The organism is Streptomyces sp. NPDC093097, assembly GCF_044754325.1.
Taxonomy (GTDB): Bacteria; Actinomycetota; Actinomycetes; order Streptomycetales; family Streptomycetaceae; genus Streptomyces.
In genome coordinates, this window is sequence record NZ_JBIVOW010000001.1 from 620,262 (window position 1) to 633,316 (window position 13,055).

Here is a 13,055-nt window from a genome sequence, read left to right on the forward strand (position 1 = left end):
GGCCGCCCGGTGTGCTGCGAGCGTCAGGACGGCCGCGCCCCGACGAGGTGACGCCTGGTCAAGTGGCGGGCGTGTCAACGGAGTTCCGTCCGTCGAAATGTGTCTCCGTGCCGGGCTTGGCGAAGGAGACGGGGTGGGGTGCCGTGGCGGTCCGCTCCGCGGCGTCCGCCGGGGCGGTGCGTTCCGGCAGGAGCGCCGTGACGGCCCGGCGGTGCGCCTCGCCGGTGGCGTCGTCGTACGGGTCCGGGGTGGCGGGGACCTGGAGCCGCAGCACCGGACCGGTGCCCAGTCGGGCAAAGCCGCGGCCCGGCGGCACCTGGGGCAGCGGTGTGGTGTGCGGCGGCGCGCCGAGTACGCCCCGCACCTCCTCGGGGCTCGCCGGCCCGAGCACGATCCGCGCCTTGGTGTGCGCCCGCACCGGATCGCTCAGCAGCTCCGCGGTCTCGAACTGGTCGGCCACCACCACCGTCACCTGCGCCGCCCGGCCGTGCCGCAACGGGACCTGAAGCAGCCGCTGCGGATCTTCCCGCCCCTCCACCGCCGCCAGGTGGGACAGCGCCGTCAGCCGGTCCACCATGATCCACAACGGGCGGCGGGCGTCCGCCGGCGCCGGCTGCCCGGCCTGCTGCGCCCGGTTGGCGGCGGCCAGCCGCCGCTCGGTCTCGCGGGCCGCCCACTCCAGCCTCACCAGCGCCCCGGCCAGCCCGCTCTCCACGGCCAGCACCCCGCGCCGCCCGGCCAGGCACCCGAACTCACCGGTGCCGCCGCCGTCGATCACCAGCACATCGCCGTGCCGCAGGGCCTGGAGGGCGAGCGAGCGGAGCAGCGTCGTCCCGCCGGCACCCGGCTGCCCCAGCGCCAGCAGGTGCGGCTCGGTGGACCGCCGGCCGGTGCGCCACACCACCGGCGGCACGTCCCGTGCCTGGCCCCCGCACACCACCGGCAGCGTCCGCTGCACGGAGTCGGGATCGGTGAACCCGAGCACCGCCTCGCCCGGCGAGGTCACGAAGCGCTGCGCCACGATGTCCGTGGGCAGCGGCCCGAGCGCCGTCATGGCCAACTCGTTGGCCTCCTCGTCCCAGTCGAAGCGGTACTCCCGGCCGCGGCCGGACTTGGCGTGCAGCAGTTGCTCGACGCGGACCCGGGACCGGGCCTCGGCGTCGGGGAAGTACGCCGGGTACTTCAGGTGCAGCCGCGTCGGCCGTCCGCCGTCGTCGAAGGCGTACGCGGTGAACGCCCGCTGCCAGTCCCCGTCATGGGCGTAGAGCGGGTGGGGGTCGCCGGGGGCGCAGAAGTGCGGCAGCAGCGCCTCGTACAGCGCCTGGAGGCGCTCGCTCTCCGCCTCGCCGGGGCCGCTGTCCGCGGCCGGCGTCCGGTCCCGGCCCACCCAGGCCGCCACCCCCATCACCGAGATCAGCGCGAGCAGCGGCCCGTACGGCACCAGCGCCACGATCAGCACCCCGGCGGCGAGGAAGAAGCACAGCGGGCCCCGCTGCTCCCTGGGGGTCGCGCTCCACCGGCCCCGTCCGACGGCCAGCAGGCGGCGCAGGCCCCGGCTGATGGTGATCAGCGGGTGGAGCACATCGGTCGCGCCGTCGGCCGCGGTCCGCGCCAGTTCGCGGCCGCGGGCGATCGGGGCGCTGCTGGTCAGTGCGTTGCCGGTGAGGATGCGGGGCAGGGGGCGCCGGGTCACGGCTTCTCTCCTGGTGCTCGTGGGGCGGCGGGCCGGCTCGGTGGGGGCGGCGAGCCGGGCGGATCTCGCGCACCGCCGCCGGGACGAGGGCGGACCGGCCCGGGCGGGCGGTTACGCGCGGTGGCAGCGCTGCGGGGCAGAGCCCGGGGCCTGGCCGGTGGGTCGGTGCGGAGCGGTCCGCGGTGCCGGGGGGCACCTCCCGGCGTCAGCTGGGGGAGCGCCGCGGGCCCACGCGGACCCATCGGACAGGCCCTAGAGCTTGATCCCGCCCAGGAGGCTGGCCAGGCTCGCGCCACCGGCCTTGATGCTGGGCGCGATGGCCGAGCCCGCGAGGTAGAAGCCGAAGAGTGCGCAGATCAGCGCGTGGGACAACTTGAGGCCGTCCTTGCGGAAGAAGAGGAAGACGATGACACCGAGCAGAACGACGCCGGAAATGGACAGAATCATGAGGTTCTCTCCTGGGTGTGGGGACGGTCACCGTGAGTCCTTCCAGCCTCACTACCAGTATCAAGCCAAGAAAAGCTGCAAATGGCTTATTTATCGTGAAAATCCCCCAAATAGGTCATGTCCTGTGGGCGGCCGCTCTGACCGTGCCCCGGCCCAGTGCCGCCCCCTCCGTCCCGACCCGGCACAATCGTGGCGTGTCAAAGCCCAGGAAGCCGTCGAGAACCGTCCAGCAGCGCGCCCGGCGCAAGCCGCCCGCACCGGCCCCCGTCACCGAGGACTCGCCCTGCCCGTGCGGCCGCGAGGCGTCCTACGGGGAGTGCTGCGCCCCCTTCCACCAGGGCCGGGCCGCCGCCCCGACGGCCGAGCGGCTGATGCGCTCCCGCTACAGCGCCTTCGCCGTCGGCGACACCGCCTACCTGCTGCGCAGCTGGCACCCGGCGACCCGCCCCGCGGTCCTCGAACTCGACCCCGCGCAGCGCTGGACCGGCCTCACGATCCTCGCCACCACCGGTGGCAGCGCCTTCCACCAGGAGGGCACGGTCGCCTTCCGCGCGCACTACGAGGTCCGCGGCCGCACCGGCAGCCAGTACGAGAACAGCCGCTTCACTCGTGAGGACGGCCAGTGGGTCTACGTGGACGCGCTGCCCGAGGCCTGACCGCTCAGGGGTGTTCGGGGTCCGAGTCCGGCCCCATGCCGAGCCGGCCGCGCAGCTGGTCCAGCTCCCGGCGGTCGCGCTTGGTGGGCCGGCCCGCACCGCGGTCCCGTACGGCGATGACCGGGACCGCCTCGCGCGGCGGCGCCGGCGGGCTGTTGTCGACGTAGCACTCGACGGCGACCGGCGCGCCGACCCGCTTGCGCACCAGCCGGGTCACCACCACGATGCGCTCCCGGCCCGCCTGCCGCAGCCGCACCTCGTCGCCGGGCCGCAGCGCATGGGCGGGCTTGACCCGCTCACCGTTGACGCGCACGTGCCCGGCCCGGCAGGCCGCCGCGGCCGTCGAGCGCGTCTTGGTGAGCCGCACCGACCAGATCCAGCTGTCGACCCGGGCGGAGGTCACCTCATCTGAAGCCATGCTGTGACTCTAGTGCCGCAGCAGGCGACGTTCGCTCCGCCGCGGCAGCGGGCCCTGTCGTCGCCCTCCCCTGTGTCAGGCGGGACGCGGGATCACGAAGCGGTCGGCTTCGTCGGCCGCTTCGCCGGCGACGACTTCTTGGCCGCGGACTTCTTGGCGGTGGCCGAACCACCGCTCGCCTTGCCGGTCTTCCCGGCCCCGCCGCCCGAGGCCGTGCGCCCCGTTGCCTCCTCCTTCTTGGGCGCCTGCTTCGCCGCGGCCTTCTCCCGGGCCGTGCCGCGGCCCCGGATCGGGGTGACCGAGGCGGCCGCCGCGCCTTCCTCGGCTTCGCCGCGGGCGGCCCGCAGGCTCTTCTTCAGGGCCGCCGTCAGATCGATGACCCGGGCGCCGGGGGCGGCGGTGCCGGGGGCGGCCGGGGCGCCGCCCGCCAGCTTGGCGGCGACGAGTTCCTCCACCGCCGCGCGGTAGTCGTCGTGGAGGTCGGCCGGGTCGAGCGCGCCCAGCGAGTCCATCAGGGTCTCGGCCAGCTGCATCTCGTTCTCGCGGACCTTGACGTCCTCCGGCGCGATCCCCTCCGGGGAGCGGATCTGGTCGGGCCACAGCAGCACGTGCATCACCAGCGCCCCGTCGTGCGCCCGCAGCATCGCCAGGGTCTCCCGCCCGCGCAGCGCCACCTTGCCGATCGCGACCTTCCGGTGGTGCTCCAGCGCCTCCCGCAGCAGGGCGTACGGCTTGACGGCGGAGGCCCCGTTGGGTCCGAGGTAGTACGCCTTGTCCAGTTGGAGCGGGTCGATCTCGGCGGGGTCCACGAAGGAGAGGATCGACAGCGTCTTGGCGGTCGGCATCGGCAGCCGGGAGAGGTCCTCGTCGGTGATCGGGACGACGGTGTCGTCGCCGGGCGGCTGATAGCCCTTGCCCACCTCCTCGTTCGGCACCTCCTCCCCGTCCAGTTCGCAGACCTTGCGGTACCGGATCGGTGCGCCGTCCTTCTCGTGGATGCGGACGAAGGAGACCGAGGAGGTGCGGTCGGTGGCGCTGTAGGTCTTCACCGGGATGGTGACCAGGCCAAACGATATGGATCCATTCCAGATAGATCGCATGGTTCGTCCCTCATGTGGGATTCTCGATGGTATGTCGCCGATCACGGTCGTGGAGGGGCGGCGCCTCTCGCTGACCAACCTGGACAAGGTCCTCTATCCCGAGACCGGCACGACCAAGGGTGAGGTGCTGCACTACTGCACCACCACCGCGGACGCACTGCTCCCGCACCTCCACGACCGGCCGGTGTCCTTCCTCCGCTACCCCGACGGGCCCGGCGGCCAGCGCTTCTTCACCAAGAACGTGCCGCCCGGCGCGCCCTCTTGGGTGAAGAGCTGCGAGGTCCCCCATTCGAGGTCGGGACCGGCCCGCCAGGTGGTGCTCCAGGATCTCCCCTCGCTGGTCTGGGCGGCCAACCTCGTCGTCGAACTGCACGCCCCGCAATGGACCTGCGACGCCCCGGGCACGGCCGACCGGCTCGTCTTCGACCTGGACCCGGGGGAGCCCGCCACCGTCGTCGAGTGCTGCACGGCCGCCCGGTGGCTGCGCGACCGGCTGGCCGCCGACGGCCTCGACGCCTACGCCAAGACCAGCGGCTCCAAGGGAATGCACCTCCTGGTGCCGGTCGAGCCCACCCCCGCCGACCGCACCACCGCCTACGCCCGGACACTGGCCGTCGAGGCCGGTGCGGCCCTCGGGGAACTGGTCACGCACAAGATGGACCGGGCGCTGCGGCCGGGCCGGGTCTTCATCGACTTCTCGCAGAACGCCGCCGCCAAGACCACCGCGGTCGCCTACACCCTGCGCGCCCGCCCCCTCCCGACCGTCTCCACCCCGGTCACCTGGGACGAGGTGGCCGACTGCACCGCACCGGACCAACTCACCTTCCTCTTCGGCGAGATCGCGGCACGCCGCGAGCGCTACGGCGATCTGCATACGCCGCTGCTCGACCCGGACCGGGCCCGCCCGCTACCGCACGGGGAACGGCGCCGGCGGTCCGCGTAGGGGAGGCCGCGGTCACCGGGCCGGCGCCGAACGCCCCCGCTTGCCCGCCGGATTCGCGCTCCTGCGGGCAGCGGGCCGGTCCGGGCGACGACGTATCGGGTGAGGGGCGCGCACGCCCAACAGGTCGGTGCCGCCCGGTGGTTGGGCGTCGCCGCGTGCTCCTCCGTCGGCAATCCGGGCTCCCTGCCAGGTGGGGCATGCCGCCAACTTCTCTGAAACGCGGCGCCGTTGTGGACCGTCCTGGATCGGCCCTCCCGTGAGGTCCCATCCCGCTGCCCGGCTTCGTCCGCGGCGCCCGGAGGGAGCCGGACGCCGGCGCGCGTCCGACGATGCCGGGTGGTGCGGGGAGGCGTGCGCGGTCCGGTGCTGACGGAGCGGCGGTCGGGCCCGTGGGCGGCCCGGCTCCCTCCGCCCCGCGGGAGCCGAGAACCGTATGGAGTAGGCCAACCGGCGCGCGGCTCGCCGCGTTCTTAGCGTGGCCACATGTCGACAGCGAGTTGGCCCCCCGTCAGAGCCCTGACCGCAGCGGCCGCCTGTGCCGCGAGCCTGCTGGCCGTGTGCGGCCCGGCGGTCGCCGATGGCCCGAACGGCATCGACGACCTGCGCGGCGCACGATCGGCCCCGAACGAGAACCTGCTGGACGGGCACGGAGTGCAGTTCCTGCCCAGGCCCGGACTGTCCGAGCCGCCCCGGATCTCGGCCCTGTCCTGGATGGTGACGGACCTGGGCAGCCACCGGGTCCTCGCGGCCAGGGACGCCCACCGGCCGCTGCCGCCGGCCAGCACCCTCAAGACGCTCTTCGCGCTGACGGTGCTGCCGAAGTTCGCCCAGGGGGAGGTGCGCACCGTCTCCAGCGCCGACCTGGCGGGCATCGCGGCCGGCAGCTCACTCGCCGGGATCAAGGAGGACATGCCCTACCGCGTCGCGGACCTGTGGCACGGCGTCTTCCTCAGCTCCGGCAGCGACGCGGTGCACGCCCTCGCCGCCATGAACGGCGGCTGGGGGAAGACCATCGACGACATGCAGGCAACCGCGGACCGGCTGGGCGCCCGCGACACCACCGTCGAGTCGGCCGACGGCTTCGACACGCCCGGCCAGTTCTCCTCCGCATACGACCTCTCCCTCTTCGGCCAGGCCGGGCTGACCAACCGGGACTTCGCCAACCTCGCGGCCACGAAGCGGGCCTGGCTCCCGGAGGACGGCGGCGCGGACGCGTACGGCATCCAGAACACCAACCGGCTGCTGGTCGGTTCGCACGGGGTGGCCCCCTACGACGGCCTCATCGGGGTGAAGAACGGCTACACCAGCCACGCCGGCAACACTCTGGTGGCCGCGGCCCGGCGGGGCGGCCGGACGCTGCTGGTCACCGTCATGAACCCGCGCTCCGGCACCGGGAACGCGGTCTACGAGGAGGCGCGCGCCCTGCTGGACTGGGGCTTCGAGGCCGCGCCCCGGGCCGTCGGGGTCGGTGTGCTGCCGGCCCCTGCCCCCGAGCGGCGTGCCCCCGGTACGGAGCGGGCCGCGCATCCGGCACCTCTCACCGCGGTGCACCAGGCGTCGGCGGCCCGACCGGCCGGCGACCGGGGCGACGTCCTCCTGTGGTCGTTCTCCGCCGCCGGAGTGGTGGCGCTGGCCGGGATGGGTACGGCACTGTGGTGGCGTCGGCGGCAGCCGGTGGGCCCGGAGGGCGGGGGACCGGAGGGCGAGGGGCGGGAGTCCTGACGGACCCCGCATATCTCGCACACCTGTCTGATCGGTCGGGGATACGGACGACGCGGTGTGGCCTTGCCCGGTGAAGCGCGACGCGTTTGCCATGGTTTGTGATGACTGGCGGGCTCGGTCGGTGTAGCGTCCTGATCAGCTGTCGTGGTTCCGAAGTGCCGGGCGCCCGTGGAGCATTCACGGGCGTTCTTGCTGTCCGGTACGTCTCCGGACCAGGGCGATCACCTCCGGGTTCCGCGGGGTGCGGGAGCCGATTCGAGCCCATAGAGCGAAGGAGACGCAACATGGCTTCGGGCACGGTCAAATGGTTCAACTCGGAAAAGGGCTTCGGCTTCATCGCGCAGGACGACGGCGGTGCCGACGTCTTCGCGCACTACTCCAACATCGACGCCACCGGCTACCGCGAGCTGCTGGAGGGCCAGAAGGTGACCTTCGAGGTCACCCAGGGCCACAAGGGCCCGCAGGCGGAGAAGATCCGGGTGCTGCCCTGACCGCCCCGTGATCCCGGCCCAGTCGAACCGGACGGCGCCCGTCCCCGTGCAGGGGGCGGGCGCCGCCGTGTGCGGTGCCTACGGGTGGCGGTCGTTGAGGATCTTCTGGAAGAGCCGGTGGTCCCGCCAGGCGCCGTTGATGTAGAGGTACTTCTCGGCCGTGCCGTAGGGGGTGAAGCCGCAGCCGGTGAGCACCCGCTGCGAGGCGGTGTTCTCCAGCAGGGTGCCGGCCGACAGCCGGTGCAGGCCCAGCTCCTGGTCTGCCGCCGTGCAGACCGCGCGCAGTGCGGCGGAGGCCAGCCCGCGGCGCAGGTGGCCGACGTCGATCCAGTAGCCGACGCTCGCGCTGCGCAGCGGGCCGTAGGTGATCTGCGACAGGGTGATCGCGCCCGCCACGTCCGGCTCCCCGGACCCCTCGTCCGCCTCGTGGATCAGGACCCACAGTCTCAGCCGGCCGGCCTCCTGCTCGGCCAGTTGTGCGCGGAGCCGCTGCTCCTGGCCGGCCGGGGTGTAGTACGCCGCCTCGCGGGGCGGTTCGGTGCGGCGGAGGTGTTCGAGACTGCGCCGGTAGGCGCGGGAGAAGCCGGTGGCGTCCGTCAGCTCGGCCGGGCGCAGCAGGACGTCCGGGGCCAGCCGGACGGGCGTGGCGATCATCCGTTCAGCCTAAGGCCGGGACGCGTGCTTGTCCCGGGCCCGGGCTGCGCGTCACGGGGGCGTCACTGCGGCGGCTGGTCCGTGTCCCGGTCCGTTCCGCCGAGCTGCTCCTTGAGCTTGTCCTGGGCGGTGTCGACCTGGCCGGAGTACTTGCCCTGGGTCTTGTCGTCGACCATGTCGCCGGCCTTGTCGACACCCTTGCCCGTCTGCTCCTCATGGCCCTTGAGCATCTGCTTGAGCTTGTCCAGCACGGACATGGAACGTCCTCCTCAACAGGGACCCCCCTCCACACCAGCATCGCCCCCGAACGGGCTATCTGCATCAGGAGGAGTTGGGCACCGGCGCCTTCAGCTGGTCGCTGATGAATTTGATGGAGCCGGCCGCCATGCCCTTCTGGTAATCCCAGGCGTTGTGCCGGCCGCCGGGAATGATCTGGAACGACGTGTGGACCGGGCCCTTGCCGTACGTGTTCTGGAAGCGGCGGACGGAATTGATGACCGAGGCGGATTCCCGGCTGCCGGCCTGGAACGCGAGATAGACGTCCGGCCCGCCCTTCTTCAGCAGCTGCGCCGCGAGCCGCTCGGGGTTGTTGGCGTCCTTCTCCTTCGGGTGGCCGGCCCACATCGGGGAATCCGGCACGATGTCCGGACCGCTGGCTATCGCCGCCTTGAACTTCTCCGGGTACTTCAGCACGGACTTCAGGCTCGCGAAGCCGCCCGAGGACGACCCCATGAAGGCCCAGCCGTCCCGGGAGGCGAAGGTGCGGAAATTGGCCTTGACCAGATCGACGACGTCATCGGTCAGCCAGGTCCCCATCTTCGCCTGGCCGGGAATGTCACTGCCGTCGTGGTAACGGGTGTCCGGATTGAGCATCGGCATCACCACGAGGAACGGCAGGCTCTTGCCCTCCGCGGTCCATCGGGCGAGGTTCTCCTGCAACTTGATGTCGCCGCCGACCCAGTAATTGGTGACGCCGCTCTTGTCCTGCGGGCTGCCCAGGCCGCCCGGCAGGGCTATCAGCACCGGAAAGCCGCTCTTGGCGTATTTCGGGTCCTGGTATTCCTTGGGGGCCCACACCCAGACGCTGCCGGTGACCCCGGATTTGGCGCCGTTCAGCGTCGTCCGGGCTATGTGCGTGCCGTCGTCCAGGGTGCGGGTTATTCGGAACTCGCTCTTGGGGCCGGCGGGCATGCGGGTGTCCCGGTCGACCGGGACGCCGGGGGCGGTCGCGGCGCCCGGGGCGCCCGCGTTGAAGTCGACCGGGTTGCCGTTCTCCGAGCAGCCGGTCAGAAGGGCGCAGGAGGCGATGACGACGGCCGTGAGCGCGCGGGCGAGGGGGTGTTTCAACGGTGGCTCCGCTAGTGGTCGATCACATGCGAGTGACCGCGATGATCAAGTGCAAGTGACCATAAAGAGGGAATTCAGCGCTCGATGGTTCCGTCGTGCGTCCATCGGACCGCTCGACGGGCAGCGCGCCCCGGTCCGGCCGAGAATGCAGCGGTGACCGATGAACACCGCGGTGCCGATGACACCGCCCCCCGCGCCGTCCCCGGCGACCGGGAGCGCCGGCTCGCCCGGAAGGCGCTGGCCGGCCGCGCGCGGGACGCGGAGGATCTGTCGTTGCTGATGGACATGCTGGGGCTGGACCCCGGCCGGGACCCGGACCGGGAGGCGGCGCCCGGCCCCGGCCCGCGGCGCGGGGAGCGCGCCGCCGGGCGGGACCGGCGGGCCGGGCGCCGGGACACCTGCCGCGGCGCCCGGACCCGCTCCGCCGACCCCGGCTGAGCCCGCCCCGCCCCGGTCAGAGGGCCGGTCGCGGCCCCGCCGCCCGGCGCAGCCGCAGCGTGACGATCTGGAACGGCCGCAGCGCCATCCGGACCGTGTCGCCCCGCCGCTCAAGGTCCGGCCCGTCCTCCACCGGCCGCTCCAGCAGATCGGTGGCGACCGCCCCGGCCAGCTCGAAACCGGTGGTCAGTGCCGCCCGGGCCCGGCCGCCGCGGGCCTCGTGCAGCCGCACCACCACATCGCCGCTGCGGTCGTCGGCCAGCTTCACCGCGGTGACCACCACCGCGTCGTCGTCCACCGCCACCAGCGGCCGCACCGCACCGGACCCGGTGACCGCCCGCTCCGGCAGGTTGATCCGGTGCCCCTCGCGCACCGCGTCCCCGAGGGTCGCACCCGGCACCAGCGCGTACCGGAAGCGGTGGATGCCCTGGTCCGTCTCCGGGTCGGGGAAGCGCGGGGCGCGCAGCAGGGAGAGCCGGACGGTCGTGGTGGTGCCCCGCCCGCCGGGGTGCGCGCCGTCCCGCACGGTGCGGGTGACGTCGTGCCCGTACGTGGCGTCGTTGACCAGCGCCACGCCCCAGTCCGGCTCCGCCGCGTGCACGAAGCGGTGCGCGCACGCCTCGAACTTGGCCGCTTCCCAGCTGGTGTTGGTGTGGGTCGGCCGGTACAGGTGCCCGAACTGGGTCTCCGCCGCGTACCGTTCGGCGTGCAGGTCCAGGGGGAAGGCGGCCTTGAGGAACTTCTCGGTCTCGTGCCAGTCCACCTCGGTGTCGACGTCCAGCCGCCGCTGCCCGCGTGCCAGCGTCAGGGTCTGCACCACCTGCGAGGCGCCGAAGCTCCGGACGACGCGGACCGTCGCGGCCTCCGCGGACGCCTCGGTGAGCGCGACCTCGTCCGCGTCGGTCAGATCGGTGACCACCTCGCGGTAGAAGGCGTCCACGTCCCAGGCGTCCCACATGTTGGGGAAGTCCGGGTGGATCTGGAGGAGGTTGGCGGCCGCGCCCGGGGCGACGGTCTCCCGGCCGGCGGTCCGGTCGTACGCGGAGACCACCAGGCCGCGGCCGTCGACCTCGATCCGCAGCAGGTCGTGCTGGAGGACGAAGCCGCCGCCCGGGCGCGGCCCGGCGTCCACCGGGGCGCCCTCCGGGACCGCGGGGGCCACCGCGCCCGCCGGCACCCCGCCGCGGGTGTGCGGCGCGGAGTTGGCCACCAGCGGGCGGTCGCCACCGCCGGTGAGGGCCGCCAGCGCGGCGGTGATCAGCTCCTCCAGTTCGGCGGCCACCGCGGCGTAGGTCCGCTCCGCCTCGCGGTGCACCCAGGCGATGGACGAGCCGGGCAGGATGTCGTGGAACTGGTGCAGCAGGACGGTCTTCCAGAGCCGGTCCAACTGCTCGTGCGGGTAGGGGAGTCCGGTGGTGACGGCGGCGGTCGCGGACCACAGTTCGGCCTCCCGCAGCAGGTGCTCGCTGCGGCGGTTGCCGCGCTTGGTGCGGGCCTGGCTGGTGAGCGTGCCGCGGTGCAGTTCGAGGTAGAGCTCACCCACCCACACCGGCGCTTCGGGGTACTCCGCCTCCGCCCGGACGAAGAAGTCGGCGGGCTTCTCCCAGCGCACCACCGGCGAGCCGTCGAGGCTGCGCAGCCGGCGGGCCTTGGCGATCATCTCGCGGGTGGTGCCCCCGCCGCCGTCGCCCCAGCCGATCGGCGCCAGCGAGTGCCGGGCGGTGCCCTTCTCCTTGAAGTTCCGGGCGGCATGGGCGAGTTCGGCGCCGGACAGCTGGCAGTTGTAGGTGTCCACCGGCGGGAAGTGGGTGAAGATCCGGGTGCCGTCGATGCCCTCCCAGCGGAAGGTGTGGTGCGGGAAGGAGTTCACCTGGCTCCAGGAGATCTTCTGCGTCAGCAGCCACCTGGCCCCGGCCGCCTTGATGATCTGCGGCAGCCCGGCCGCGAAGCCGAAGGTGTCCGGCAGCCACGCCTCGTCGTTCTCGACGCCGAACTCCTCCAGGAAGAAGCGCTTGCCGTGGACGAACTGACGGGCCATCGCCTCCGAGCCGGGCATGTTGGTGTCCGACTCCACCCACATCCCGCCCGCCGGGACGAACCGCCCCTCCGCCACCGCCTGCTTGACCTTGGCGTAGACCTCCGGCCGCTGCTCCTTGATCCAGGCGTACTGCTGCGCCTGCGACATGGTGTAGACGAACTCCGGCTCGTCCGCCAGCAGCGCCGTCATGTTGGCCGTCGTCCGGGCCACCTTGCGGACCGTCTCGCGCAGCGGCCACAGCCACGCCGAGTCGATGTGCGCGTGCCCCACCGCGCTGATCCGGTGGGCGGACGCCGCCGCCGGCGCCGCCAGCACCTCCCGCAGGTGCCGGCGCGCCGCCGCGGCCGTCGCCCCCACGTCCTGGAGGTCGATCGCGTCCAGCGCCCGGCCCACCGCCCGCAGCACCTCCCAGCGCCGCGGCGCGTCCACCGGCAGCTCGGCCATCAGCTCGCCCAGCACCTCCAGGTCCAGGACCAGTTCCCACACCTGGGTGTCGAACACCGCCAGGTCCAGCCGCGCCAGCCGGTACTGCGGTGCGTCGCCCGCGGTCTCCGGGTCGCCCAACGCCGTCGGCTGGAACGGCGGGACGCCGAGGATGACGGGGTTGGACGCGGCCTCCAGATGCCACTCGACCCGCTCACCGCCGCGCACCGGCGCGCCCACCCGCACCCACTGGTTGCGCGGGTTGAGGCCCTTCACCGGCGTCCCGTCCGGCAGGTACACCAGGGCCTCGCACTGGAAGCCCGGCATCCGCTCGTCGAACCCCAGGTCCAGCACCGCCTCCACGGTCCGCCCCGCCCACGCCTCGGGCACCGTGCCCCGCACCCGGAACCACGTCGTCGACCAGGGCGCGCCCCAGGCGTCGCCCACCGACACGGGGGTGTGCGCGGCGGCCAGTCCCTCGGCCACGGGCACGGTTCCCCCCGCTCTCGACTCCGCTCGACCAGGGGAGGCACCGATTCCGGGTGCGACCCAGGCGGCCACCTCCAGCGGTACCGACTCCGGGTACACGGCCGGCCGGATGCGTTCGTTGAGGACCCGCTTGAGGCGGGCTTCGACCAGTGCGCGATCGTCATGCATGGCTTACTGCTCCAGAGGTCGGGGGGAG

At 73.2% G+C, this 13,055-nt stretch carries 13 protein-coding genes; 5 read left to right on the forward strand and 8 right to left on the reverse strand.

The genetic code is table 11. The features are described from left to right. Positions 1–58 precede the first annotated feature (58 nt). Positions 59–1,693 carry a hypothetical protein gene (locus ACIQE0_RS02560; protein WP_402328503.1) on the reverse strand — a complete coding sequence of 545 codons (1,635 nt, stop codon included), beginning with the start codon at positions 1,691–1,693 and terminating at the stop codon, positions 59–61. Between the two features lie 252 nt (positions 1,694–1,945). After that, complete coding sequence (locus ACIQE0_RS02565) at positions 1,946–2,140, reverse strand: hypothetical protein (protein ID WP_016576341.1); 195 nt, start codon at positions 2,138–2,140, stop codon at positions 1,946–1,948. Positions 2,141–2,334: 194 nt separating this feature from the next. Here ACIQE0_RS02565 and ACIQE0_RS02570 point away from each other — a divergent pair, with 194 nt between their 5' ends. Beyond that, complete coding sequence (locus ACIQE0_RS02570) at positions 2,335–2,796, forward strand: YchJ family protein (protein WP_402328504.1); 462 nt, start codon at positions 2,335–2,337, stop codon at positions 2,794–2,796. A 4-nt stretch (positions 2,797–2,800) separates the two neighbouring features. Here ACIQE0_RS02570 and ACIQE0_RS02575 read toward each other — a convergent pair whose 3' ends face one another. Further along, the gene (locus ACIQE0_RS02575; RefSeq protein ID WP_402328506.1) at positions 2,801–3,214 is read right to left on the reverse strand and encodes an RNA-binding S4 domain-containing protein; all 414 of its coding nucleotides are present in this window, start codon (positions 3,212–3,214) and stop codon (positions 2,801–2,803) included. Between the two features lie 92 nt (positions 3,215–3,306). Next, complete coding sequence (locus ACIQE0_RS02580; protein ID WP_402328508.1) at positions 3,307–4,314, reverse strand: Ku protein; 1,008 nt, start codon at positions 4,312–4,314, stop codon at positions 3,307–3,309. Between the two features lie 31 nt (positions 4,315–4,345). Here ACIQE0_RS02580 and ligD point away from each other — a divergent pair, with 31 nt between their 5' ends. The 3 genes from ligD to ACIQE0_RS02595 all read left to right on the forward strand — a co-directional run bounded on the left by ligD (position 4,346) and on the right by ACIQE0_RS02595 (position 7,470). Then, a complete protein-coding gene (ligD, locus tag ACIQE0_RS02585; RefSeq protein WP_402328509.1) occupies positions 4,346–5,257 on the forward strand; it encodes a non-homologous end-joining DNA ligase in 912 nt (303 codons plus the stop codon). 483 nt (positions 5,258–5,740) lie between these two features. Further along, positions 5,741–6,979 carry a D-alanyl-D-alanine carboxypeptidase family protein gene (locus ACIQE0_RS02590; protein WP_402328511.1) on the forward strand — a complete coding sequence of 413 codons (1,239 nt, stop codon included), beginning with the start codon at positions 5,741–5,743 and terminating at the stop codon, positions 6,977–6,979. Between the two features lie 284 nt (positions 6,980–7,263). Then, positions 7,264–7,470: a cold-shock protein gene (locus ACIQE0_RS02595; protein WP_366332889.1), complete on the forward strand. Its 207-nt coding sequence runs from the start codon at positions 7,264–7,266 to the stop codon at positions 7,468–7,470. Between the two features lie 78 nt (positions 7,471–7,548). Here ACIQE0_RS02595 and ACIQE0_RS02600 read toward each other — a convergent pair whose 3' ends face one another. The 3 genes from ACIQE0_RS02600 to ACIQE0_RS02610 all read right to left on the reverse strand — a co-directional run bounded on the left by ACIQE0_RS02600 (position 7,549) and on the right by ACIQE0_RS02610 (position 9,471). Beyond that, the gene (locus ACIQE0_RS02600; protein WP_402328513.1) at positions 7,549–8,124 is read right to left on the reverse strand and encodes a GNAT family N-acetyltransferase; all 576 of its coding nucleotides are present in this window, start codon (positions 8,122–8,124) and stop codon (positions 7,549–7,551) included. A gap of 62 nt (positions 8,125–8,186) precedes the next feature. Continuing rightward, positions 8,187–8,381, reverse strand: coding sequence for an antitoxin (locus ACIQE0_RS02605; protein WP_366332885.1), 195 nt, complete (start codon positions 8,379–8,381; stop codon positions 8,187–8,189). Between the two features lie 64 nt (positions 8,382–8,445). After that, on the reverse strand, positions 8,446–9,471 hold the full coding sequence (locus tag ACIQE0_RS02610) for an alpha/beta hydrolase (RefSeq protein ID WP_402328515.1): 1,026 nt from the start codon (positions 9,469–9,471) through the stop codon (positions 8,446–8,448). A gap of 153 nt (positions 9,472–9,624) precedes the next feature. Here ACIQE0_RS02610 and ACIQE0_RS02615 point away from each other — a divergent pair, with 153 nt between their 5' ends. Beyond that, positions 9,625–9,909, forward strand: a complete 285-nt coding sequence (locus ACIQE0_RS02615) for a hypothetical protein (protein ID WP_366332882.1) — start codon at positions 9,625–9,627, stop codon at positions 9,907–9,909. 16 nt (positions 9,910–9,925) lie between these two features. Here ACIQE0_RS02615 and ACIQE0_RS02620 read toward each other — a convergent pair whose 3' ends face one another. Further along, positions 9,926–13,027, reverse strand: coding sequence for an alpha-mannosidase (locus tag ACIQE0_RS02620; RefSeq protein WP_402328517.1), 3,102 nt, complete (start codon positions 13,025–13,027; stop codon positions 9,926–9,928). Positions 13,028–13,055: the final 28 nt, after the last annotated feature.